General features: G+C 35.2%; 18 protein-coding genes and 1 tRNA gene. 5 read left to right on the top strand and 14 right to left on the bottom strand.

Features of this window, described 5'->3' with window-relative positions:
• The gene (locus GN105_RS07130; protein ID WP_155284725.1) at positions 1–954 is read right to left on the bottom strand and encodes a PorP/SprF family type IX secretion system membrane protein; all 954 of its coding nucleotides are present in this window, start codon (positions 952–954) and stop codon (positions 1–3) included.
• 393 nt (positions 955–1,347) lie between these two features.
• On the opposite strand from GN105_RS07130, the gene GN105_RS07125 reads away from it, so the two are divergent.
• Positions 1,348–1,429 (top strand) — tRNA-Leu (locus GN105_RS07125).
• A 290-nt stretch (positions 1,430–1,719) separates the two neighbouring features.
• Positions 1,720–3,045 carry a branched-chain amino acid transport system II carrier protein gene (gene brnQ, locus GN105_RS07120; RefSeq protein ID WP_155284724.1) on the top strand — a complete coding sequence of 442 codons (1,326 nt, stop codon included), beginning with the start codon at positions 1,720–1,722 and terminating at the stop codon, positions 3,043–3,045.
• Positions 3,046–3,051: 6 nt separating this feature from the next.
• On the opposite strand, the gene nrdG is transcribed toward brnQ, so the two are convergent.
• Positions 3,052–3,519: an anaerobic ribonucleoside-triphosphate reductase activating protein gene (gene nrdG, locus GN105_RS07115; RefSeq protein WP_155284723.1), complete on the bottom strand. Its 468-nt coding sequence runs from the start codon at positions 3,517–3,519 to the stop codon at positions 3,052–3,054.
• Positions 3,506–5,296 carry an anaerobic ribonucleoside-triphosphate reductase gene (gene nrdD, locus GN105_RS07110; RefSeq protein ID WP_155284722.1) on the bottom strand — a complete coding sequence of 597 codons (1,791 nt, stop codon included), beginning with the start codon at positions 5,294–5,296 and terminating at the stop codon, positions 3,506–3,508. Before nrdD ends, nrdG begins: the two co-directional genes overlap by 14 nt.
• 575 nt (positions 5,297–5,871) lie before the next feature.
• Between nrdD and aspA the strand changes: the two genes are divergently transcribed.
• The gene (aspA, locus tag GN105_RS07105; protein ID WP_155284721.1) at positions 5,872–7,263 is read left to right on the top strand and encodes an aspartate ammonia-lyase; all 1,392 of its coding nucleotides are present in this window, start codon (positions 5,872–5,874) and stop codon (positions 7,261–7,263) included.
• Between the two features lie 53 nt (positions 7,264–7,316).
• On the opposite strand, the gene GN105_RS07100 is transcribed toward aspA, so the two are convergent.
• Both GN105_RS07100 and GN105_RS07095 read right to left on the bottom strand, forming a co-directional pair.
• Positions 7,317–7,547 (bottom strand): DUF6341 family protein, encoded by a 231-nt coding sequence (locus GN105_RS07100; protein WP_155284720.1) that lies wholly within the window; start codon positions 7,545–7,547, stop codon positions 7,317–7,319.
• A 41-nt stretch (positions 7,548–7,588) separates the two neighbouring features.
• Positions 7,589–8,515 (bottom strand): ABC transporter ATP-binding protein, encoded by a 927-nt coding sequence (locus tag GN105_RS07095; protein ID WP_155284719.1) that lies wholly within the window; start codon positions 8,513–8,515, stop codon positions 7,589–7,591.
• A gap of 181 nt (positions 8,516–8,696) precedes the next feature.
• Between GN105_RS07095 and GN105_RS07090 the strand changes: the two genes are divergently transcribed.
• Together GN105_RS07090 and GN105_RS07085 are read left to right on the top strand one after the other, a co-directional pair.
• Complete coding sequence (locus tag GN105_RS07090) at positions 8,697–9,065, top strand: BlaI/MecI/CopY family transcriptional regulator (RefSeq protein ID WP_155284718.1); 369 nt, start codon at positions 8,697–8,699, stop codon at positions 9,063–9,065.
• 1 nt (position 9,066) lies between these two features.
• Complete coding sequence (locus GN105_RS07085) at positions 9,067–10,458, top strand: M56 family metallopeptidase (protein WP_227978809.1); 1,392 nt, start codon at positions 9,067–9,069, stop codon at positions 10,456–10,458.
• A gap of 64 nt (positions 10,459–10,522) precedes the next feature.
• On the opposite strand, the gene pheS is transcribed toward GN105_RS07085, so the two are convergent.
• The 9 genes from pheS to GN105_RS07040 all read right to left on the bottom strand — a co-directional run bounded on the left by pheS (position 10,523) and on the right by GN105_RS07040 (position 24,430).
• Entirely contained in the window at positions 10,523–11,542 is a 1,020-nt protein-coding gene (gene pheS / locus GN105_RS07080) for a phenylalanine--tRNA ligase subunit alpha (protein ID WP_155284717.1), read from the bottom strand.
• A 169-nt stretch (positions 11,543–11,711) separates the two neighbouring features.
• Positions 11,712–13,979 (bottom strand): aconitate hydratase, encoded by a 2,268-nt coding sequence (locus GN105_RS07075; RefSeq protein ID WP_155284716.1) that lies wholly within the window; start codon positions 13,977–13,979, stop codon positions 11,712–11,714.
• A gap of 302 nt (positions 13,980–14,281) precedes the next feature.
• A complete protein-coding gene (locus GN105_RS07070; protein WP_155284715.1) occupies positions 14,282–16,057 on the bottom strand; it encodes a MutS-related protein in 1,776 nt (591 codons plus the stop codon).
• A gap of 58 nt (positions 16,058–16,115) precedes the next feature.
• The gene (locus GN105_RS07065) at positions 16,116–16,877 is read right to left on the bottom strand and encodes a tetratricopeptide repeat protein (RefSeq protein WP_155284714.1); all 762 of its coding nucleotides are present in this window, start codon (positions 16,875–16,877) and stop codon (positions 16,116–16,118) included.
• Positions 16,878–16,968: 91 nt separating this feature from the next.
• Positions 16,969–18,084 carry a Fic family protein gene (locus GN105_RS07060; protein ID WP_155284713.1) on the bottom strand — a complete coding sequence of 372 codons (1,116 nt, stop codon included), beginning with the start codon at positions 18,082–18,084 and terminating at the stop codon, positions 16,969–16,971.
• A gap of 402 nt (positions 18,085–18,486) precedes the next feature.
• The gene (gene mnmG / locus GN105_RS07055; RefSeq protein WP_155284712.1) at positions 18,487–20,358 is read right to left on the bottom strand and encodes a tRNA uridine-5-carboxymethylaminomethyl(34) synthesis enzyme MnmG; all 1,872 of its coding nucleotides are present in this window, start codon (positions 20,356–20,358) and stop codon (positions 18,487–18,489) included.
• Between the two features lie 196 nt (positions 20,359–20,554).
• Positions 20,555–21,205, bottom strand: a complete 651-nt coding sequence (locus tag GN105_RS07050) for a GDSL-type esterase/lipase family protein (RefSeq protein WP_155284711.1) — start codon at positions 21,203–21,205, stop codon at positions 20,555–20,557.
• Positions 21,206–21,231: 26 nt separating this feature from the next.
• A complete protein-coding gene (gene ybeY / locus GN105_RS07045; protein WP_155284710.1) occupies positions 21,232–21,645 on the bottom strand; it encodes an rRNA maturation RNase YbeY in 414 nt (137 codons plus the stop codon).
• Positions 21,646–21,697: 52 nt separating this feature from the next.
• Positions 21,698–24,430 (bottom strand): hybrid sensor histidine kinase/response regulator transcription factor, encoded by a 2,733-nt coding sequence (locus tag GN105_RS07040; protein ID WP_227977378.1) that lies wholly within the window; start codon positions 24,428–24,430, stop codon positions 21,698–21,700.
• Positions 24,431–25,078 lie beyond the last annotated feature (648 nt).

The following is a 25,078-nucleotide window of genomic DNA, read 5'->3' as shown; positions in this document are numbered from 1 at the left end:
TTATTGGTGAGTACATCTACAATTACTTACTCCTTGGAATAAATCAAGCCCTAAAGTAATAACGTGTGTTCCTGAATTGTATTTTATTATATTGTTCAGCATCAACTGATATGAATATGCAAAATAAAAATGTCCTCTTTTTATACCCGCCATAGGACCTGCATTTAGTGGCACAAATATTTTATCATTCAAAAATCGATAATTCAGCCCTACCCAGTAGTAATCCTCCAAATCTCTCCATCGGAATTTGAGGTTAACGTCCGTTGAAGAACGCCTGTCACTTTCGTAAAATTGGGCGAAAATGGAAGGTTCTATTTCAAAACTACTGTTACGATCTCTTTTATATCTGTATCCAGTATATAAAGTGTAGTTGCGTAACGCTTTAGGCTCGTTTGTTGCAAAAACATCAATATCTTTATTCAAAATATTTAACGCATTCAAACTTAAGAACCATCCTTTGTAACGATACAAAAATCCTACATCAAAGTTGTGATTTATTTGTGAACGATTGTTCGTAACGGAAGGGTCTGCCCCTGCCGATTGGTCAAACTTATCAATATCAATTCGGAAAGAATTCAGTGCATACGAAATACCAAAGGATACGAAATGATTCTCATAACGATCTAACGTTAAATGGTGAGCAAAACTTGCCTTCCCTCCCATTTGCTTGGTATTTCCATTTTTATCATTGTAAAGAATCAAGCCTGCTCCGCTTCGTTCTCCTATCCTAATATCTCCAGAAAGCGATTGATAATCAGGTGCATCTTTAATCCCCACCCATTGGGAAACCCCACTAAATCGCAACTTAACAAAGTCACCAATCCCCGCATAAGTAGATGTGATTAAAAACTCACTATCTGCCAAATACTGATTCATCTGAGGCAAGTGTAATTCCTGAGCATAGGACTTTCCTCCAAAAATAAAAATTGTAAGGATTAATAATATTTTCTTCATTGTCATAAAGTTATATGTAAAATATAAATCTTGTTTTATATACGACTATGTGAGGCAACACACAAAATTTCGACAAATATCTTTACTTTTTTTCTCTTTTCCTATTTTTTTTTTATTTTCCTACATAGATTTAACATATTCGAGTTTTTTTAACATTTCTGAAAGATTTTATATTTAACACTTTTTAGACAAAAACCTAAACCTGTTTCTTTTTATAAGTTGCGTATTTAATTTCACCCGTAATATTTATTCCTAAAAAATCTCATTATTTGTAAATAATTATAATTGAATTAATTAAATTATCAATAAAAGATTTTTTATCATTTTTTGTTGGAAAATATTTTTTATTACAAAAACTTGCGTATATTTGCAACCTCAAAACGCTCATCACTGGCGGGTGTGGTGAAATTGGTAGACACGCCAGACTTAGGATCTGGTGCTTCACGGCGTGGGGGTTCGAGTCCCTTCACCCGCACAAATCAAAAGCCTTAATTTGTTGATAAACAACATTTTAAGGCTTAATTTTTTCTCCTAATCCCCTAGCCTTATTTTATAAATTAAAGCTTCTGTATTTCACTAAAAACAATTCTGTTGAATTACAATTAATTAAATTATTCATATTTCTCCCTAAAACGAAAATCAACACAAAAAAAGAAATTGGGTAGTTTTGACAAAAACCATTATCTTTGCATCAATCAATATGAAAAATAATCTAAATTTTTCAGTACAATTATCCCTTACTTTAACTACAAAACTAAATTATTAATGAAAACTCATAAAAGCAAAATTGTTACAATCACCACAGTAGGTTTCGCACTGTTTGCAATGTTTTTCGGAGCAGGAAATCTTATCTTGCCTCCTCTGATAGGATTAGGCACTGGAAAGGATTGGGGAGAGGCATTAATCGGATTTTTTATATCGGCAATTATAGCTCCTTTTTTAGGAATTCTTGTAGTTACAAAATCAGGAACTTCGTTTACTGACTTAGGAAAGAAAATACACCCAAAACTTATTAATATTCTGTCTGTTCTAATAATTTTATGTATTGGACCTTTGGTTGCGATTCCTCGCACAGGAGCAACTACCTTTGAGGTTGGCATAAGTCCTTCTTTTCCAGAATTAAGCAATATTGTTTTTGCAATCATATTTTTTGCAATTGTTTGGGTTTTGTCAATTTCACGAACAACAATCGTGAACATCATTGGGAAGTTTTTAACCCCAATTTTGTTGTTATCGCTATTTGCCTTAATTATTTTAGGGATTTTATACCCCGTGAAGCCTATTGAGCAAGGAATAGAAGGATTGTACAGTTCAAAGGCATTCAGTGTAGGATTTGCGGAAGGTTATCAAACTTTGGACGTTTTGGCTTCCGTTATTTTCGCAGGAATTATCATTTCGGCTGTGGTTAGTGACGGATATACTTCTGTTAGAGAGCGGGTTAAAATAACCATATCGGCAGGAATGATATCCACTTTGGCTTTGCTTCTTATCTACGGAGGGTTGATTTATTTGGGTGCTACTTCGGATTATTTGGAGGCAACCGGAGTTTCTCCATCTGAAATTTCAAGAACAAATCTATTGCTTCATATTTCAACTTCAATATTAGGGAAAGGAGGAACATATGTTATGGCAATAGCCATCGCCTTTGCTTGCTTAACAACAGCCATCGCTTTGACCTCTGCCACAGGCTCCATTTTTGAAAAAATGTCAAAAGGAAGAATTCCGTACAAATTGGGAGTTACTTTATGTACGTTTATTTCTGCCTTTATATCTGTGAACAGTGTTGACAGCATTATAAATTACGCCATCAACATTCTTTTGTTCATTTACCCGATTGTTTTTACACTTATTCTGTACATATTACTTTTCGGAAGGTTTGTAGAAACACGAACTCCTTTCATTGCCAGCATTATAGCAACTGCTTTGGTATCTCTCATTTCCGTGTTGAAAAACCTAAACTTAAATTGGAATTTGGATTTTTTGTTTCAAATAAAGGACTCCCTACCTTTGAATAACTATCATTTGGAATGGGTGATTCCTTCGTTGGTTACTTTTGTGATTTTTGCTGTTTTTAGCAGAGAAAGGAAATAACAAAGTTTATTGCTTCCAAAAGAAATGATTCAATATTTTCCCCGTTTTGAGTTCCAATAAGTGCTGGTTAGTGGTTTTGCTGTCAAGACCGCCCAATGACGGAATCCATTTGCCTGTTTTTATATAGTCCAATTGTTGTAAGAGTTCGGGATATTTTCGGTGTACTTGCTTAATATTCAATCCGGTATAAAGAGCTGTTTTTAAATCTTTTCTTTTTGCCACCGCAATAAAATCAAGCAATTCCTGAATGTCCCATTCGCCTCCCATAAAAAGTACACAACTGATAGTATCTTCATATTTATCAAGAAGTTTTTCCAGCAAATTCACAGTTAAGGGCCCACCCGAATTGGGATTCCAAAGGTACTCGGAATGGCAACCTTTGCAAGCTAACGGGCAGCCCGTTATTGTAAAGCATAACGAAATTTCATTGGGAATTTCCTGTAAAACAATATTATAATCACTATACCTCAGCATTTCCGTAATATCTTTTCTTTGCTTCCTTTTGTCTGTCTTTTGAAAAATTGGTTATTCGTTTTAAATATCCAATGATGCGTGTTGCGTAATCAACGTCTGTTGAATGGCATTTCACGCAATGTCCGGAAGTATGTTTATTTATGTAACCACAACTGTTACAATACGTTACTTTTATATTAAAGCAGAAGTAGTTACAACCCGTTTTTGCTGCCACATTCAGTAGTTTTAAAAATCCTTCTTTAGTTGGATATTCCTCTAAATTACAATGATATGCCGAACCACCATCTAAAAACTGAATATACTCGTGTCCGTGCATATAAAACTTATCTATTATATTAACAGATTCATCTTCAACAATATAAAAATAAGAATTATAGCAATCTCTTGGAACGAAAAGCCCGTCTGCCTTATCCCAATTGGCATTTTTCACGCCCAAATTTTCCGCAGGAACAAATTCCGTGTTGAACATATAGCCGTACTTTGCTTTGGCTTCTTTATTTTTGTTGTAAATTAATTTCAAATTTTTATTGATAAACGCCTTATATTCTTCATTATCAGATATTTTCATTCCCAGATATTCCGCAGCTTCCACCATTCCGTTTATGCCAATGGTAAGAAATTGTTTATCAAGCGAAATAAATCCGGCATCGTACACGGGAAGCATTCGGGCATCTTTATAATCCTGAATAATAGCACGATACGCTACTTGATATTTATGAATCTTATCTATCATTTCTTCCAAAGAAAGTCCTTTTTGATACAACCGATTCATATTGATGGTAATAACATTAATGCTTCCTGTAGAAACGCCGCCTGCACCCAGTGAGTAGCTGAATGTGTTATCCGAAATTTCATTTCGCAAGCGGCAACAACTTGCCAACGAGTCGGCATTATCAGATTGGTAAATAAAGAATGCGTTTCCTTCGCTGAGTTCTTCGGCACAGAAGTCGGCAAACTGCCAGTCATAAACTTTTTTGTCTTTCGTCAGCATTGCCGCCGTAACCACCGGAAATGTTAAAATGGCTTTGGTTCGTTCATTGTTAAACCATTTCATAAAATATTTCTGAAGTCTGTCCAATGATTCATAAATGGGTTTACTTCCATCCGGAAAAACAAAATTTCCGAACATTGAATCAAAATAAGGTCTGTCATACAATGAAATATTCCAAAATACAGATTGATATCCGCGGGCTGCAGCAGGCTGATTGATAGCATAAACCACGTGTTGCATTTCGTTCTCCACTATTTTTCCGTGTGTTTGTAAGTAATTGATTCCATAGTCTTTTCGGGCAAAGTAATCGAAATACATCAAAAACTCAACTGTTGCCACAGCTCCCGCAAATTGAGAAGACACTGAAAATAAGAAATTTACAAACGAACCGCAAAAACTTGCCAAATGTTTCGGAGCTTTGGACTCTCCGCCGAGTTTTAAAAGCCCATCAAGCAAAAGCGGATACATCGAAACACTCACACAATAAGGCTTCAAACTGGTTTCATCGTGAACATAAATTTCGTGTTCCTCAATCTGACGGATGTATTCATCTGCTAATTCCTGACCGAAAAACTGGGCAATTTTGTGTGACACCAATGCTCTATTTACTTGAATATTAATATCTTTATTGAGTTCAGCTTCCATTGTTGCAACATTTTTGTTGGAAACATTTGCATTTGAATCAAATAGTGAGCCGCTCGCTGCATTAAGTGATTTTAGGTAATTTTCAATAAAATTACGCTTCGTTTTTAGTTGTTCTGGTGTTAATTTTGTGAATTTTGACATAATAAATTGTTTTTTGCTCCACAATAGCGGTGAAGTCTGGGGTTATTAAAATAAAAATACTTGTATTAGAGTAACTTTTTTGAGTTAAATTCTGCTTAAGATTTTTCTTATATAAAATATAGTTAGTGAAGTAATTCAATTTCTGAAATTATCAGAAAACAAGATTGAGTTTTTTGTAATACAAACTATTAATATTTGTTATTCAATCGCTTAAAAGAAAAACTTTCTTAAGATTTACGTGTTGCGAAACTAAACAAATAAAAGACTAATAAATCTTAAAATAAAAAATAGTTATGCACAAACTTATCAACACCAAATTAATCAACTCTTCAAAATTCAATGTATTTTTCTGATATAGCGATTTTTGAAGGCAATATTTTTTCATTTTCGAAAAATAACCACATCATTTTTATATATTCATCAAATAAAGAAATGTTTTTTATTTCTCAATATAAAATATTTTCATACTTTTACGGAAATTTTATCTGCTCATTGCAACAATAAAAAATTAAATAATTGTCAAATTTGCCAGATAATATAAAACATTCAAAGAAACTCAATAAAATTTTAACAATATGTCAAAATTTAGAACAGAATCAGATTTATTAGGAGATTTGCAAGTTCCGGCAGATGCCTACTACGGCGTACAAACACAGCGAGCTATTGATAACTTTTATATTTCGGGAAGCAAAATGAGTGAATTCCCCGAATTTGTAAAAGCAATTGCTTATGTGAAACTGGCTGCCGCTCAAACCAATCACGAACTGGGTTTGCTCCCTACCGAACTTTTGACTTCCATCACACAGGCTTGTAACGAATTGATTGAAGGCAAAATGCACAAGCAATTCCCTGTGGATATGATTCAAGGTGGAGCAGGAACCTCTGTAAATATGAATGCTAATGAGGTAATTGCCAACCGAGCTTTGGAAATTATGGGTTATGAACGTGGTGATTATCAACATTGTTCGCCTAATGACCACGTAAATCTCTCTCAATCAACCAATGATGCGTATCCAACTACCATTAAATTGGCAATTATCCGAATGAATGACTCATTGGTGCAACATTTAAAACAGCTTGTGGAGGCTTTCCGCAGTAAGGGAAAAGAGTTTGCTGATGTCATCAAAATGGGACGTACACAACTGCAAGATGCCGTTCCGATGACACTCGGACAAGAATTTGAAGCTTTTGCAGCCACTTTGGAAGAAGAAATTACACGTTTGAACAACCTTTCCGATTTATTTTTAGAAATCAATATGGGAGGAACTGCCATTGGAACGGGATTAAACGCTCCGAAAGGATTTCCGAAAATTTGTGCAGAAAAGTTGGCAAACATCACAGGTGAAGCCTTCGTTCCCGCTGCCGATTTAGTAGAAGCCACGCCTGATACAGGTTCATATGTAATTTATTCATCGGCATTAAAACGTATGGCTGTGAAACTTTCAAAAATCTGTAATGATTTGCGTTTGCTTTCTTCCGGACCACGTGCCGGCTTGAACGAGATTAATCTTCCGGCAATGCAACCCGGCTCGTCCATTATGCCAGGAAAAGTAAATCCAGTAATTCCCGAAGTTGTAAATCAAGTATGTTTTAAAGTGTTCGGAAATGATTTGACGGTAACCTTTGCTGCCGAAGCCGGTCAGTTACAGCTTAATGTAATGGAGCCTGTTATTTGTCAGTCAATTATCGAGTCTATCGTATTTTTGGAAAGGGCTTTGGATACGCTCCGCGAGAAATGTATTGTGGGCATTACCGCCAATCGTGAAGTATGTTTGAATATGGTAAAAAACAGTATCGGAATTGTAACGGCACTCAATCCATATATCGGTTATAAGAGCAGTACCAAAATTGCCAAAGAAGCCTTACAATCAGGAAAATCGGTGTATGATTTGGTTTTGGAACATAATTTGCTTTCACAAGAAAAATTAGACGAAATTTTAGACCCGAAAAATATGCTGGGGATTTAGAACAAAAAAGAGCGATTAGAAATTTCTAATCGCTCTTTTTTTATGTTTTAAGTCTATTTGAAAAATGAATGCGAAACAACATCTGTTCGTTCATCGTTCTTTTTGTCATATTTACGCAACTGACCTAACCAATACACGAAAAACACGATGGCGACCAAAATAAAAACCCAACTTATCAGGTTGGCTGTCCACCAATTTTCAAGTTCCAAATTGCGTAAAAAATCCAACGGGATAAATAAAATTTCTTCAAAAAGATATTGTATAGCTTCAAAAAATGCTTTCATAGCTTATTGTTTTTAACAGTATTACTTTTCGGGCAAAGATATTAATTCTTTTTAGATAAATAAACTTTTTGCCCAATTTCTAACGGGAAATTATTCAAAAAACAAACCTTTTCTCCGTTAGAAACACCAATTATCAGAAATTTTTCTCCCTGAAAATAACAATTTTCAACCGATGCTTCCCAACCCGATTTTTCAACAACTTCAATTTGATACGGTTTTAAAAAAGTCGTTTTTCCGTTTTCCGTATATTTGCTGACGTCCCCAAAGAGTGAAGCTGTGTAAAAATCATCTTTCTGGTTATATACATCTAATAAATCTCCAAACATCAGCAGATTTCCATCTCTCATTATCAGAGCTTTATCAGAAAAAGATAACGCTTCCTTTCCGTCGTGTGTAGCAACAACACAGCTGATTTTTTTGGCTTTCAAATAGGAAAAGAGCGTTCGTTGTAAATTGCTTCTTCTGAAATTATCGATTTGGCTGAAAGGCTCATCAAGTATCAGCAGTTCAGGCTCTTGTGCCAAAGTCATTGCCAAACCGATGCGTTGCTTTTCGCCGCCACTAAGCAGAAGAGCTTTTCTGTTTGCAAAACTTTCCATTTCCACCAACGAAAGCAACTCGCTTACACGTTGTTTTTTATATTCCAAATCAATGTTTGACAGGAATTTACCAACATTCTCAGCAACAGTATGATACGGACTCAAGCCAAAATCTTGTGCCAAATATTTCATCTTCTCGAATCCGGGAACTAACTGACGCGAAGGTCCTACCACTTTCTTTTCGTTGAAAAAAATCGTGCCTTCAGGCAGGTCGAATAATCCGTAAATGGCTTTCAGTAAGGTACTTTTACCGCAGCCACTCTCGCCCATAACCGACAAATGTTCACCTTGTTTGAGTTGAAAAGAAATGTTACGAAAACCTGCATCCGAGCTATCGTGTGTATATGATATGTTATTAACTTCGAGCATTGTCTAAAAAAAGGCAAATATAATAGGAAATAACTAAAACCGCAATACTTACACAAAATCAAACACTTATAAACCGATTTTTTGGACGAATAAAAATTATTTTGAAAAAAGTTGGTGAAAAATTTTTTCTATCAAAAATTTGTTTCTACATTTGTAGTGTAAAATCTAACTTTGTAGAAATATGAAGAAATTATCGAAAACGGAAGAACAACTTATGGAATATTTATGGCAGAAGCAAACCGCTTATATGAAAGATTTATTGGAGGCTTATCCCGACCCTAAGCCTGCAAGTACAACCATCGCCACGCTTCTTAAACGAATGATTGACAAGGAGATGGTAGGATATCATCAGCGGGGAAATTCACGTGAGTATTATCCGAAAGTTTCTAAAAATGCTTATTTTTCCCGAAAGATGAAAACCATTATCAGCGATTATTTTGGTAATTCAGCCTTTCAGTTTGCTTCCTTTTTTGCAAAGGAAATTTCAATGACGCCCGAGCAATGGGAAGAATTGAAAAAAATAGTAGATTCAAACCTTAAAAAAGAATAAAATGACACCGTATCTTATCAAAACGTTATTATGTGGTATGTGTTTTTACTCGTTTTATCACTTTCTGTTATCGCGAGAAAAAATGCTGATATTCAATAGGTTTTTCTTAATTTTGGCTTTAGTGGCGTCGTTTGTTTTTCCGCTGATTGCTATCGAAATGCCTTTTGAGCCGATATTCGAAAAAACATTCGAGCAAATAGCCCCAACGCAAGAGGTTAGCACTTCTACATTCTACGTAAACCCTACAACAGAACAACCCATTACAGAAACCCGCAACTTTACTGAATTGATTATCATATCATTATACGGATTAGTTGCATTTCTGATGTTATTTCGTTTCTTGCGTAACTTGCTTAAAATCTTCAACAGAATTAAAAAACATCCTAAACAGAGCTATCAAGGAGCTTATTTGGTGATTTTAGAAGAGGAATGTGCTCCTCATTCGTTTTGGAATTACATTTTTATCAATAAAAAAGATGCCTATGAACAGAAAGTTTTACTTCACGAACTGACCCACATTCGGCAAAAACATTCCATTGATTTGCTTTTTGTCGAGCTTTTGAAAATCGTGTTTTGGTTTCACCCTGTGGTGCATTTGTTTGGGAAAGCTATCCGAATCAATCACGAGTTTTTAGCCGATGCTTGTGTGATTTCTAAACACACAAATATTGCAGAATATCAGATGCTTATACTAAAAAGAGCTGCTTCTGCAAATGTCCCGATTTATAATTATTTCAATTTTTACAACACAAAAAAACGTCTGATTATGTTACAAACAAAAGTAAATCATTTTCGTAATTTATGCAAAGTGGCGTTGCTTATTCCGGTAAGTGTTTTGTTTTTATTCATCTTTGCCGAAAAAACGTACGCCCAAGAGGTAAAAAAACAAAAAGAAGTTTCTCCCTTACAAACATCTACCAAATATAAAATAATAAAAGTGCAAGGGGTAGGTCTTCCTAACGGAAAAGGAGAAAAAACGACTGTTACTCTGACAGATGAGGCAGGTAATGAAATCGTGGAGCAAATTACCAATAAATCAGAAAGAGAGGCTTTTACTAAGAAGTATGGTTTACAATTGCCACCTCCGCCACCACCTCCGCCATCTGCTATCAGAGTGAAGAAAGCTGAGGAATTACCACCTCCGCCATTACCTATCAACGAAGATCCAAAAATATATTTGCTTTCTTCTGATAAATACAAAATGATAGATATGGAAGTAGTGCCCAGTCGGAAAGACGGAAACACTATCATTGTCTTAGAAGATAAAGAAGGGAATAGAATTGTAGAAAAATTAGACATCTACAGCAAGAAAGAAAGAGCTGCCTTTGCTAAAAAATATGATATGGAGTTGTTAGTTCCACCTCCTCCTCCAACATCTTCCAAAAAGAAGTAATATTCCTCTGTAAAGAAATAACAAAAAAAGCAAGTTTTTTAGAACTTGCTTTTTTATTGTCATTCTAAAAAGAACTTTTGAACTGCTCTAAAAAACGGACATCATTCTCATAAAACATACGAATATCTCCTATTTGATAAAGCAACATCGCTATACGTTCTACCCCCATTCCGAAAGCAAAACCGCTGTACTCTTCACTATTTATATTGCAGTTTTTCAACACATTAGGGTCAACCATTCCACATCCCATAATTTCGAGCCAACCCGTTCCTTTGGTGATACGATAATCGATTTCGTTATTCAATCCCCAATAAATATCCACTTCTGCAGAAGGCTCTGTAAACGGAAAATACGACGGACGCAAACGGATTTTCGATTTTCCAAACATTTCTTTGGTGAAATACAAAAGCGTTTGTTTCAAATCGGCAAATGATACATCTTTGTCAATATAAAGTCCTTCAACCTGATGGAATAAACAGTGTGAACGTGCCGAAATGGCTTCGTTGCGGAACACACGTCCCGGAGAAATGGTACGAATTGGCGGTTTGTGATTCTCCATATAACGAACTTGCACCGAACTGGTATGTGTTCTGAGCAAAATATCGGGATTGGTTTGAATGAAAAACGTATCCTGCATATCACGAGCAGGGTGATACTCAGGCAAATTCAATGCCGTAAAGTTGTGCCAATCGTCCTCAATTTCAGGACCTTCGGAAACATTAAATCCAATATTGGAAAAGATTTCCACGATTTGGTTTTTTACCAGTGATATTGGATGTCTCGCCCCGATAGCAATAGGAGTTGCCGGACGCGTCAAATCGCCGTAAACACCTTTGCTTTCCTGCTTTTGCTCCAAAGCCTCACGGAGTTTTTGTACTTTATTTTCTACCTTACTTTTAAGTTCGTTTATAACTTGCCCAAATGCTTTCTTTTCTTCATTAGGAACTTGCTTAAACGCCGCAAAAAAATCGTTTAAAATTCCTTTTTTTCCTAAATATTGAATTCGTAATTGTTCTATTTCTTCCTTTGTTGAAGCATTAAAATTCTCAATTTCGGCAATATGTTCTTTAATTTTGTTTATCATCTGTTGAATATTTTTTCTCAATTTTGAAAGCACAAAAGTATGAATTTTAACATAAAGAGCAAAAGAGGAAATAAAATTTATTTTACCTTTCAGTAACTAAAAAGCAGACTCTTAAAGAGCCTGCTTCTTCACTAAAAAATAAATATTATGGTAATTAGTCTTCAGCTATTTATTTTGTTGCACTTGCCGCTATTAAGTTCAAAGCACTCCCTGCCTTAAACCATTCAATTTGGCTATCATTATAAGTATGATTTGCTATGATAACGTCTTTTGTTCCGTCAGCGTGAACAAATTCCAAATGTAATGGCTTGTTTGGAGCGAATTCAGTCAAATCCAAAAAGTTAATTGTGTCATCTTCTTGAATTTTATCGTAATCAGCTTCGTTAGCAAAAGTTAAGGCAAGCATTCCTTGCTTTTTCAAATTCGTTTCGTGAATACGTGCAAATGATTTTACTAAAACTGCCCGAACTCCCAAATGACGAGGTTCCATAGCTGCGTGTTCACGTGACGATCCCTCTCCGTAGTTCTGGTCTCCCACTACAATGGTAGGAATGTTTTCAGCTTTGTATTGACGTTGTACCGCCGGCACTTCACCGTATGTTCCAGTAAGCTGATTTTTTACAGAATTGGTTTTTGAATTGAAAGCATTTACCGCCCCAATAAGCATATTGTTTGAAATATTGTCCAAATGCCCACGGAAACGCAACCAAGGTCCTGCCATTGAAATATGGTCTGTGGTGCATTTTCCTTCGGCTTTGATAAGTAATTTGGCTCCTGTAATATTTTTTCCGTCCCAAGGTTGGAAAGGCTCAAGTAGTTGTAAACGCTGTGAGTCAGGACGAACTACCACCTGAACAGATGAACCGTCTGCTGCAGGAGATTGATAGCCAGGGTCATCAACATCGAATCCTTTCTCCGGAAGTTCTTCCCCAAAAGGAGGCTTGAACATAACTTCTTCTCCTTTATCGTTTAACAGTTTATCTGTCATTGGGTTAAAATCCAAACGCCCTGCAATTGCCAAAGCAGCAACCATTTCAGGTGAAGTAACAAATGCGTGCGTGTTCGGATTCCCGTCTGCTCTTTTAGAAAAGTTACGGTTGAAAGAGTGAATAATCGTGTTTTTTTCTTGTTTTTCAGCTCCTTCTCTATCCCACTGACCGATGCAAGGACCACAAGCATTGGTAAAAACTTTTGTGCCAAGTTTTTTGAATGCATCGATAATTCCGTCACGTTCAATAGTGTATTTAATTTGCTGAGAACCAGGATTTATACCAAGTTCTGCTTTTGGTGTGATTCCCAAGTCCAAGGCTTGCTCCACGATAGAAACAGCTCGTGTCATATCCTCGTATGAAGAGTTTGTACAAGAACCTATCAAGCCCCACTCTACCTTCAATGGCCAGCCATTTTCAACGGCAACTTTTTTCATTTTTGAAACCGGCGTTCCTCTGTCCGGAGTAAAAGGACCATTTATGTAAGGCTCTAATTCAGAAAGATTTATCTCAATTAATTGGTCGAAATATTTTTCAGGATTTGCATATACTTCAGCATCAGCCGTAAGATGGCTCGCTACTTTATCAGCCTCAAGCACTACATCTTCACGACCTGTGGCACGCAAATATCTTCTCATTGAATCATCATACCCGAAAGTAGAAGTTGTTGCCCCTATTTCTGCCCCCATATTACAAATTGTTCCTTTTGCAGTACACGAAATGGACTTAGCTCCTTCTCCGAAGTATTCAATTATCGCTCCCGTTCCTCCCTTTACTGTAAGAATGTCGGCGACACGTAAAATGATATCTTTCGGGGCTGTCCAACCATTGAGTTCTCCTGTGAGTTTTACCCCAATTACTTTTGGGAATTTAAGCTCCCACGGCATTCCCGCCATTACATCTACGGCATCGGCACCACCTACCCCGATAGCGACCATTCCAAGACCACCGGCATTGGGCGTGTGTGAATCTGTACCTATCATCATTCCGCCGGGAAATGCATAATTCTCCAAAACTACTTGGTGAATGATTCCCGCCCCGGGCTTCCAGAAACCAATTCCGTATTTATTTGATACTGAAGACAGAAAATCAAAAACCTCTTTGGATTGCTCTTGAGCAACTTTCAAATCTTGTTCTGCCCCAACTCTGGCTTGAATAAGGTGGTCACAGTGTACCGTTGTAGGCACCGCAACTTTTGATTTTCCAGCGTGCATAAACTGCAACAAAGCCATCTGGGCAGTTGCATCCTGGCAAGCAATACGGTCAGGAGCAAAATCCACATAATCCTTTGCACGCCCGTACGCTTTTTGAGGCATTCCGTCCCAAAGGTGAGCGTAAAGAATCTTTTCAGAAAGTGTTAACGGACGTCCCACAAGCTCACGTGCTTTTGAAATCCTTTCGGGCATACGTTCGTACACTTTTTTTATCATTTCAATATCAAATGCCATAAATGTAATTTTTTTGTTTTATGTACTTGCAAATATACGAAATGTTTTAACGAAATAAAAAATATTCAATCAAATAATCATTCTATTATTTCATCAATATTTTAGAATTATTTACCACTTTATCAAAGACGCTTTTCACAAAATTTCTTTTTATCAAACAATTCGATTAAGTATTATAAAAACAATACTATTCAGCAGATTTTAACAATTGAAATTTTTACAATGAAAAGCGCTATTTATAATAATTCTATTTTATAAAACTGGAATATGGAAGTATTTCTTACAAAAAATTGCAAAGTAATTTAATCAATTATTCCCAATTTTTTCATCAAAAAAGTAGCATTTTTATTCTGGCAAACTCCATCTCTGATTTTATAGTCAAAATGGAGTTCATCATTTTCAATTTGGACTTCAAAGCATTTATTTTGAAGCGTTTGCGGATATTTTTTTACAAGCTGACAAACCTCAACATCGTGTGTAGCAACAACACCAATGGCATTCAAGCGGATGATTTTCTCAATTATCTTGATGGTTCCCAATTGTTTATCTTCTGAATTTGTTCCACGTAAAAGCTCATCCAAAAGCACAAAAGAAATCTGATTCTCAAGACTTTGTATAATCCCCTGAATCCTACGTATTTCTGCAAAAAAGTACGATTTTCCGTCGTTCAGAGAATCAGATAACCGCATAGAAACCAATATTTTCATAGGATGGACAACCGCCTTCTTGGCACAAACAGGCAAACCCATTGCCGTCAAAAGCATATTTACGCCCAACGTTCGCAAAAAGGTGCTTTTCCCTGACATATTTGAACCTGTTAAAATTACAAACGGGTTTTCAACAAAGGAAATTGAATTTGTAACTCTTTGTTTTTCAGAAATAAGCGGATGACCAACTTCTTCAAAATATATTTGATAATCTGAATTTATTTCGGGAAAAACATATTTCGGATTGTTATACTTAAAATTAGCGAAACTACCAAGTGCTTCCATCTCTCCAACAACGTCCAACCAATCTTTTATATGAATTGCATACTGGTTTTTCCAACGAATTAATTGAATATACACGTGAAAATGATAAAAAGTAAGGCAATTTAATGGAATTGATACTAAAACATTGCCTAAATTATCCAAATCATCAAGTAAATTAGATAGTTTTTGAATTAAAACACTTGCTTTTTCCTCTTTTTGTGATAATTTTTTCCGAATTTCATTTAATTTATCCGATTTAAAGTCCGAATTTTCAACAAAAGCAATACTTTTTCTGTAGGAATATAAAATTTTGTACGCTCCTTCAAAACTTATTTTATTGCGTTGGATAACTCCGAATATGTAACCAAAAGCAACTAAATTTATCAGAAACAACAATTTTGCCCAATTATGAAACGGAAAATTTTCTGAAATAAAACCTAAAACAATGCAACTTACTAATAACAAAGAAGATATGTACGTAAAAAATTGCATCCATTTTGGAAAAGAAGTTTCCTTTTTTTGAATCCACATCTCAATTTTTTCGTAAAAATCAGCGGAATCACTTACCTGTGAAGTCAGTGCGAAAAAATTTTGCCTCCAATCTATTTTTTCTGATAATTCAGAAATACTTTGCTGATTTTCAGAAATATTTTCCATTTCCGGATTTAAAAAACAAGAGGCTAAACGCTTTTTACCAAGAAACGTTTTAGCCCGATTAATATGATGATACAAAGATTTTTCACCAAAAACATCCAAATCATACGCATAAGAATGTGATTCTTCCTGAAATTCAGTTCCATTATCTGAAAAATATTCATTTTTCTCCAAAAAACGAATCTCTTTTGCATTAATTTCTATCTTTGACTTCTCCAATTTACGAAAAAAAGAGATTTTTTTATGCCAAACGACAAGAAATAAGAACAAAACAACCAAAAAAGCAACTCCAAAAACAGATTTTATATTAAAATCTTGAAAACAGAAGTAAATCAAGACCACGACAAATACCGCAACAACGAGCCTTAAAAAGCTAATCAGATTGTATTTTTTGGTTAGTTTTTGATAGTTGGTGGTCGCTTCTTGTAGTTTTTCTTTGTAAATAGAAATCATAATTATTAAAGAGAATGTTTGTGAATTTTCTCTACAAATTTCGGATAGTTTTTTGAATTTATTTGTTATTTGAATAAAATTCTTTAAGTTTTTGTTTTATTTCGTCTGGATAAATGGTAGTGAAATATTCCACATCATCGTTTGAAATAAATGATGTTATCTCTATGGTTTCATTTCTATATCTCTCATAATCAGAATCATTCCCTTTTTCTTTGTGGATTTCGCTCAAGAAATAATTTACCTCAAAATAATCTTGGTCAATTTCTTCATACACAAAGTTTAGTTCTTCTTTCGCTGTTCTCAAATAATCAACTGCTATTTCCAAATATTTTTCTGCTTCGTTTTTATTCCCCAAGAAATAATTACAAAGCCCTGTGTTGATGTAAATTCCTGTTATGATTTCAATTCTTTGTTTAAAATCCTCTTTTTCAATATCATCAATTCCTTTTTGAAGTACCGAAAGTGCCTCTTGAAAATCTCCTGATTGCATAGAATAATCGGAATAATTAAAATAAATAATCCCCAAATAATCTCTATTTTTCATTTTTGAGAGTTGTTCCAAAGCACGACCTTCCATCTGTAAGGCTCCTTTCAAATCCCCGCTATCATCAAGAGCACAAGCGAACTCGCTGTAAAGCAAGGCTTTGCAAATAAGCGTTCCGTATTCAGTTAGGACAACTTCGTCATCGGTCAATATCTCAGGATTTTTTTCCATTTCGGAAAGAATTCCTCTGAACAAAGTTATTGCGTCTTGCGTGTTATTTGTATCTCGTAACTTGATTGCTTTTTCATACTGTGTTATGAATTGTTCTTTTGTCATAGTTTTGAAGTTTTACATTTACTATCGTCCCATATACACCAATAAAATACTGATATCCGCGGGGGAAACACCACTGATTTGTAATGTGTTGTTATACCCTCACTAATTCCATCAAAGGCTCAAAAGAGTACAAGGCTGCCCTTCTCCCAGAGGCTTCCTCTTTCAAAATCAAATAATTATTATCTAATAGCTTTTTTATTATCAAAACAGCTGTAGCATTTGGAATATTGGTTGTGCTTACAAACTTATTATTTCTGAACATAGGGTATGTAAATATAAAATCCAAAATTTCCATATTCCATTTAGAGGATAGAATTTCTGAAAATTCAATTTTTGTTTTTTCGTATAAGTCCTTTATACTTTGTGCTATTTTTAAGTTTTCAACTGCTTGATGCTCTACAGCAATCAAAAAAAACTTAATCCATTCATCCCATTTTTTTGTAATTGATACATTTCTCATCGTATCTATATACTCCTCTTTATTTTCTTCAAAAAAACCACTGATATAAAAATGGGGTTGAGACAATAATTTTTCCTTCCATAAAGTTATAGGAATCAACATTCTACCTATTCTTCCATTTCCATCTTTAAACGGGTGTAAGGCTTCAAACTCCAAATGCATTAAAGCTACCTTTATTAGGGGCGGAAATTTACTTTTGTTAATAAAATCAAATAAATTTTCGAGACCTTCAACTAATTTTTCAGGACTAATAGGAATAAATTGTATCTCTTTTCTTCTTCTGTCTGCCAAATAATTTTGTTCAGTCTTAAACTCTCCGGGAGACTTATTTGCACCTCTCCCCAAATAAAGCAATTGTTGGTGCATTTGTTTCAAAAAACTTAAAGATATCTCATATCCGTCTTCCAGAGCTTTTTGAGAATTTTTTAGGGCCCTTTGATACAATATAGTTTCTATCACATCTGCTTTTGCATTCGAATTATCTTTTTTATCATTGTCTGCTTCATACTGCAATATCTCATCCATTGTACTTATAGTTCCTTCTATTCGAGAAGACATTAAGGCTTCTTGATTACGTAAAGGAGCCAATAGAATCTCATTATTATGTAAGTTTTTCAACATTTGATCAAAGCGAGACAATGCCTCTATTGCTTTTGAATATTCATTTATGAATATTTCATAGTTAACTTTTTCTGGTGGAAAGCATTCATAATGATACTTTACTGCATTATCTAAATTATAGTCCATAAATCTAATTTGTTTACAATAATAAAGTAAATTTTAAAATCAAATCACTTTGTTTATAAAAAACATATACCAAACCATTTTAATTACAAAAATTAATCAAATTTTGTAATCAAGATGGTTTGTTTATAAAAAATATATATCAAATCATTTTGATTACAAGTGTGCATCTAATTTTGTCATCAAAATATTTTGTTTATAAAAAATATATATCAAATCCTCTTGATTGCAAATATAAAGAAAATTTTGTAATCAAACTTCTTTGTTTACAAAAAATACACATCAAACCACTTTGATTACAAACACAGCATTATATCTTGTAATGAAAAATTATTATCAAAATGAAATTATTCCATATAGTTACTACAGAAATAAAGGGAGAACTGTAACATCTCTGATAAAAACCTACCTCCCCATATACACCAATAAAATACTAATATCCGCGGGGGAAACACCACTGATACGCGAGGCTTGTGAGAGTGTTGTTGGGCGGATTTTTTTCAACTTTTCGCGAGACTCAAACGAAATAGAAGTCAGTTTGTCGTAATTGAAATTTTCAGGTATGCGGATGTCTTCCAAGCGATTGAGTTTGTCGGCATTGTTTTTCTCTTTTTCGATGTATCCTGCGTATTTCACCTCAATTTCCGTCTGTTCGATGATTTCTCTGTCAATTTCATTAGCTTCCACGAATGATTTTACGCTCTCCAATTGTTGCAAATCGGCAATGGTAATGTTCGGACGTGAAAGCACTTTGAACATCTTGTCGCCTTGTTTCATTGGGGACGAATCGTATTTCTCCAAAATCGGGTTCGCCTCTTCAGGTTTGATACTCGTTTCCTTAAAAAACTCCACAAAAGCATTTGTTTTTGTTTGTTTTCGCTCCAAAACGTCCATTCGTTTTTGTGATGCCAATCCTAATGAAAAACCAAGTGGCGTAAGCCTTGCATCGGCATTGTCTTGACGCAAAAGGGTGCGATATTCTGCTCGTGAAGTGAACATTCGGTAAGGTTCTTCCGTGCCTTTGGTAATTAAATCGTCAATCAAAACCCCAATGTAGGCTTCGCTTCTTTTCAAGATAACTTCCTCTTGCTCACGGATTTTCCGTACCGCATTAATTCCTGCCATTAGCCCTTGTGCGGCAGCTTCTTCATAGCCCGTAGTACCGTTGATTTGCCCTGCAAAATACAGATTTTCAACAAGTTTTGTTTCCAATGTATGTTTGAGCTGTGTTGGCGGAAAATAATCGTACTCGATGGCGTACCCCGGACGGAAAAACTTCACATTCTCAAAACCTTCTACTTTACGAAGTGCCTGGAACTGAACTTCTTCTGGGAGCGAAGTTGAAAATCCGTTTACATAAACCTCTACCGTGTGCCATCCTTCGGGTTCTACAAAAATCTGATGGCGGTCTTTGTCGGCAAAACGATTGATTTTATCCTCGATGGACGGGCAGTAACGCGGTCCTACACCCTGAATTCTACCATTGAACATCGGAGAACGGTCAAACCCCGTTCGGAGCAAGTCGTGTACCTCCTCGCTGGTGTAGGTCATATGACAATCTTTCTGAATTTGAAGCGGTTGCGTTTCTTCCGAAAAGGAAAATTTCTCTGGATTTTCATCACCGGGTTGCGGAATCATTTTGGAATAATCCAACGAACGACTGTCCACACGCGGTGGCGTTCCCGTTTTCATTCTTCCTGATTCAAATCCGTGATTAACAAGGCATTCGGTAATTCCTCTGGAAGCCTTTTCTCCTGCTCTTCCACCTCCAAATTGCTTCATCCCGATGTGAATAACTCCATTTAGGAAAGTTCCGTTAGTGAGAATTACCGTTTTGGCAAAAATGGAAATCCCGAGCGAAGTTTTCACACCTTTTACCTGATGATTTTCGATAATGAGGTCGGAAACCATATCCTGATAGAAGTCGAGATTGGGCAATCTTTCGAGTTGGAGACGCCATTCTTCGGCAAATCGCATACGGTCGGACTGAGCTCGCGGACTCCACATTGCCGGTCCTTTGGACTGATTGAGCATTTTAAACTGAATGGCGGTTTTGTCAGTAATGATGCCCGTGTATCCGCCCAAAGCGTCAATCTCACGAACGATTTGCCCCTTGGCAATTCCACCAATGGCTGGGTTGCACGACATTTGTGCGATATTTTGTAATTGCATTGTGATGAGCAAGGTTTTTGCTCCCATATTGGCAGCGGCGGCGGCGGCTTCGGCTCCTGCGTGTCCGCCCCCAACTACGATAACGTCGTATTTTTCTTGAAACATTTTTTTCTTTTTTTAGGTAATAGGGATTAGGCAATGGGCAATTGTGATTAAAAATTCCACTGGCTTAATTCCTAATAACTTTACAATTAGGGCGACAAAAATACGATAATTTAGAGAAAAAGAATTACTGTCTAAAAATCTTGTTGATTTTTAGCTGAAAGAAATTACGTTTTTTAAGGAAGTTACGAGCCTTAAACTACAAATAAGGCAAAACGATTTTCTTCCACAGCAAGTATCCCTCCGCCATTAGGTGAAGCCCGTCGTTGGTGAGTTCGGGTTTTAGCTTGTCAGTATTAGGTACGATAAAATGCGAGTACAAATCCACATATGTAACTCTGTATTGCTGGCATATTCGGCGGATTTCAGCATTAAGCTCGTGTATTTTTTCGGGTTGTTGATGCCCTTCAAACATCTTAAAATCAGAATTTACTGGCAGAACACTTTGCAAATAAATCTTGGTTTTTGGCGAAACTTGCTGTATTTTCATCACAATTTTTTCGATGTTTTGCGAAGTGGTTTCAACCGGAATTTTTCGGGCAATATCATTTACCCCAATAAGTAGAAATATTTTTTTAGGTTTTCCGTTTACGATGTTATCCAATCTTTCATAAACTCCTTGCGAAATATCGCCGCTAATACCTCTGTTTTTTATGTTTTCCTTTCCGAAAAGTTCTGCCCATTCACATCCGTTGGTAATGCTGTTTCCTAAGAAAACAATATCTTTTGAAGTAATGGGAAACTTATCGAAAAAGTCGGCACGTTGATAATAAAAATGGGAATGTTTTATCTCTTGCGAAAAAGCAGAAAATGAAAGCATTACAGCGAATAAAACAATAATCTTTTTCATAGTTCTTGAAATTAAATGGTTATATTTTATTTAAAAAGAATCATTTTTTCTTCTTCTTTGTTACGCATTTGCTGGCTTTCTGCATCGGTTTTATCTTTGTAACCGCATAAATGTAACACGCCGTGAGCCATCACTCGCAACAATTCGGTTTGAAAATCTACCCTGAAATCTTGGGCGTTATCAGCAACGCGTTCCACCGAAATAAAAATATCTCCTGAAATTGTTTCATCTTCCGTATAATCAAACGTTATAATATCGGTAAGTGTGTCGTGGTCAAGATATTGCACGTTGATTTGATGCAAATACGCATCATCACAGAAAATGTAATTCAACTCGCCTAACTGCTTTTCTTCGGAAGCGATTATTTTTTCAATCCACGCCTGAAAAACAGCTTCTTGCTTAGGAAGTTCAAAATCGGTTTCGTAATTAAATGTAATCATAAAAAATCTTTAACGTAATAAATGAAATACAAAAATACTTCATAATATTGATTTACTTCACATTCATCGAAACATTTTTCTGATATTGGCTTGGCGTGATGCCAAATTCTTTTTTAAATACCCTTGAAAAATAGCTCAAATCATAGAAACCGCAAACGTCTGCCACCTCGCCCAAACTGATTGATGTATCGTGAAGCATTTTTTTGGCTTTGTTAAGTTTCACTTTAAGAATATACGAAGATGTAGAAAATCCTGTTATTTGATTTAGCTTTCTGCTTAATTGTGAAGGGCTTACCGCCATTTTATCTGCAACAAAAGCCGCATTGAAATTAGGATTATTCAATTCGGAATGAATTATTTCAATCACTTTTTGTAAAAACTTCAAATTTTCATCATTATGCAAACGAGCTTGAGAGTTACTGTCGGTAATGTTCAAATACTTTTCTTTCAATATTTTTCTGTTTTCCAGAATATTATGAACACGAAGTAATAATTCTTTGGAAGAAAAAGGTTTTTCTATATAGGCTTCTATTCCGTATTTCAATCCTTGCAAGCGGTCTTCTTTCAAAGTTTTTGCAGTAAGCATAATAATAGGAATATGATTTAGTAACACACTCTCTTTCATTTCCTTGCACAATTCATATCCGTTTTTAATGGGCATCATCACGTCTGTAATTACCAAATCGGGTACGCATTTCTCAGCCAGTTCCATTCCCTCTTTTCCGTTTTTAGCTGTAATAATATTGTAATTAGCTTCTAATAAGGATTTTATGTACAATGTTACATCTTTATTGTCTTCCACAAGTAATATCGTAGGTAGCTCAGAATTTTTTATATTATCATCACAAACAGCATCTTCCTCCAGATCACTTTCCATTGTTTTTGGTAGTGTAATCAATTCTTTTCCAATATTTTCTGAAATTGGAGTGATTTTTACATTTTTATTTTTTAAAGGTAAAATAACTGTAAATGTTGTTCCTTTTCCGATTTCGCTTTCTACGGTAATTTTTCCGTGCATTTTATCAACTAACATTTTGGTAAATGCCAGCCCAATGCCCGTTCCTGACATACTTTTTGTGCTTGGACTTTGGTAGAATAGCTCAAAAATGTGTTTTAATTCCTCTTTTGGAATTCCCACTCCGTTATCTCTAACACGAATAACAATAGTATCTGGTTTTGACCCTTTTAGAACGATAAAATCAATTTTGTCGCCATCTTCGGTATGTTTGATAGCATTGGAGAGTAAATTTCCGACTATTTTGTCAATATAGAAAGGAACAAAATCCATTTCTTGTTTGGTGTTATCGGTGTAAAAAATCAGATTTATATTTCTTTCCTTAGCATACAACCGAAAAGTTTCTGCCGTCATTCGCAAGTAGGGAATAATGTCATCTCTTCTCCATTCCGGTTTTTCGGTTCCGCTTTTAAGTTTTGCAAAATCCAAAAGCTGATTAACTAAATTAAGCAAATTACTACTCTGCCGAGCGATGGCATCCATAAATTTTGCTTTCTCTTTTTCCGAAAGGTCTTTTCGTTTTTGCAACTGACGGTTAAGCCCTTGAATTACTGTAAGAGGCGTTCGGAATTCGTGGGTAAGATTTGTAAAAAAGTCCGTTCTGGCTTTTTCTACATTTTTGAGTATTCGGTTGCTAATGGCACGTTGCCGATAAGCATAATACAAAAGCCCTGATATGATTACAACCACCAAAACTACCGCCCAAGATATCTTCAGTAAAAATTGTCTTTCTCTTTCTTTGATTATGCTTTCAGCCTCAACTTGCTTAAGCCTACGCGAATTTTGCTGCCTTTCATAATTTACACGCAAATCCATATAATGATTTGCATTTTTAATTCCCTGCACGCTATCACGCATTATGATGCTTTCTTTGTAGCAGTCAAGTGCTTCTCGGAAATTACGTTGCTTTATGGCTTGATTATATTTTAGTTCGTTCACCTCCGAAATATGCCCCATAGAACCAATTTGGGTTGCAGTTTCTTCGGCAAGTCGAATGTATTTCTTGTATTTTTTGATGTTACCTTGTTGTTGATATACAGTAGCAAGAGCAACACACGCATTAAGCCAATGCCATTTATCGGCAAACTTATCCATTAAGTCATATGCCTTTTGATATTCTTTTTCTGCAAGGTCATATTTTTGTTCAATTTTGTACAAGTTTCCAAGATGAATATAACATAATCCTATGCCTACTTTGGAATTAGCTTTGATATTTTTTTCCAATGAATATTGATAATACACTCTTGCAGAATCATATTCCTGCCTACCTCTAAAAACAGAACCTATATTTGCGTAATTTATTGCCTGTCCTACTTCGCTGCCTAAAGCTGTTTCTTCAGCAAGAGCTTCACGGAAATATCTCTCGGCATCAGACAAATAACCAAGTTGCTGACTGATATTCCCTATTCCGTTTAAAGCCACAACACGAGCTTTCCTTCCGCTGTTTTTCAAATCTGAAAAAGCATCTGCATACCGAAGTGCCTCGTAATGATAGTTTGAAGCCTCAGATGTTGCTCCAATACGCCTAAAATCAGTTCCTAAATCATTAAATGCCTGAATAATTTCAACCGTGTCTTTTATTTTTAAAGCAAGTTCTAAATACTCTTGATGAGACTCAATTGCTTCTGAAAATTTTGCATTTTCTCGCTGATTTTTACCCAAATACTTGTATGACAGCATCATACCGACATCATCTTCTGCTGCAATTTGTTTTTGAAGCATAATTTTCAAAGAATCTTCCTTTTTTGAAATGCCATCAAGTATTTCCAAATATTCTTTTTTTGAAATACTCTTTTTTACTTGTTCTTTTTTGGGGGAACAAACATTAAGAAAGATAAAAGTACATATCAACAGAAATGATATCCTTATTCCAGCGAAAATATCCATATAAACAAAATTAACAGATAACAAAAATATATAATAGCTATGAATAATTTATGAAATTTAACAAAAAAAATAGTTCCGTATATAAACAATTGATTATCAAAGAAAATCGAGAGCATAAAAACGTTAAAATCATACAAAATTAAAATCCACCAAAACATTAGAAAAAAACACTCTTGCTGAGAATAATCAAACAATATTCTTCCAAATCATTTTCAGCCTTGATTATTTTCGTGTTTTTATAATCTTTTTAATTCAAAAAAACGTACAATTCCCTTTCATTTTACATAAATCGGATTAAAAGATTTACTTGTATTTTTTTATTTATCATTTTCAATAAGTTACATAAAAATTATGCGTGATATATACAAATCTGAAAAATGTTAATGCGTGATACATACAAATAAACGCTCACTTTTTACAAAGATTTCTCTGCTCGGTAACATAATTTTGCCTCGAGAGATTAGCACCTGAATTAACTAAAAGACTAAATGAGTTGAGAGGGTAATTTTATAAAATTTATTTTTCACATTG

This window comes from Capnocytophaga felis (genome assembly GCF_009684755.1).
GTDB lineage: Bacteria > Bacteroidota > Bacteroidia > Flavobacteriales > Flavobacteriaceae > Capnocytophaga > Capnocytophaga felis.
The sequence above is the reverse complement of the archived record's forward strand: the minus strand, read 5'-3'. Positions and strand labels throughout refer to the sequence as shown.

Bases quoted from the DNA above. Each gene is read 5' to 3' on its own strand.
- GN105_RS07075 (WP_155284716.1), bottom strand. From the start codon at position 13,979: ATGGCATTTGATATTGAAATGATAAAAAAAGTGTACGAACGTATGCCC.
- nrdD (WP_155284722.1), bottom strand. From the start codon at position 5,296: ATGTCAAAATTCACAAAATTAACACCAGAACAACTAAAAACGAAGCGT.
- GN105_RS07050 (WP_155284711.1), bottom strand. From the start codon at position 21,205: ATGAAAAAGATTATTGTTTTATTCGCTGTAATGCTTTCATTTTCTGCT.
- aspA (WP_155284721.1), top strand. From the start codon at position 5,872: ATGTCAAAATTTAGAACAGAATCAGATTTATTAGGAGATTTGCAAGTT.
- GN105_RS07060 (WP_155284713.1), bottom strand. From the start codon at position 18,084: ATGGACTATAATTTAGATAATGCAGTAAAGTATCATTATGAATGCTTT.
- pheS (WP_155284717.1), bottom strand. From the start codon at position 11,542: ATGATAAACAAAATTAAAGAACATATTGCCGAAATTGAGAATTTTAAT.
- GN105_RS07070 (WP_155284715.1), bottom strand. From the start codon at position 16,057: ATGATTTCTATTTACAAAGAAAAACTACAAGAAGCGACCACCAACTAT.
- GN105_RS07130 (WP_155284725.1), bottom strand. From the start codon at position 954: ATGAAGAAAATATTATTAATCCTTACAATTTTTATTTTTGGAGGAAAG.
- GN105_RS07100 (WP_155284720.1), bottom strand. From the start codon at position 7,547: ATGAAAGCATTTTTTGAAGCTATACAATATCTTTTTGAAGAAATTTTA.
- GN105_RS07065 (WP_155284714.1), bottom strand. From the start codon at position 16,877: ATGACAAAAGAACAATTCATAACACAGTATGAAAAAGCAATCAAGTTA.
- GN105_RS07090 (WP_155284718.1), top strand. From the start codon at position 8,697: ATGAAGAAATTATCGAAAACGGAAGAACAACTTATGGAATATTTATGG.
- GN105_RS07085 (WP_227978809.1), top strand. From the start codon at position 9,067: ATGACACCGTATCTTATCAAAACGTTATTATGTGGTATGTGTTTTTAC.
- brnQ (WP_155284724.1), top strand. From the start codon at position 1,720: ATGAAAACTCATAAAAGCAAAATTGTTACAATCACCACAGTAGGTTTC.
- GN105_RS07095 (WP_155284719.1), bottom strand. From the start codon at position 8,515: ATGCTCGAAGTTAATAACATATCATATACACACGATAGCTCGGATGCA.
- nrdG (WP_155284723.1), bottom strand. From the start codon at position 3,519: ATGCTGAGGTATAGTGATTATAATATTGTTTTACAGGAAATTCCCAAT.
- ybeY (WP_155284710.1), bottom strand. From the start codon at position 21,645: ATGATTACATTTAATTACGAAACCGATTTTGAACTTCCTAAGCAAGAA.
- mnmG (WP_155284712.1), bottom strand. From the start codon at position 20,358: ATGTTTCAAGAAAAATACGACGTTATCGTAGTTGGGGGCGGACACGCA.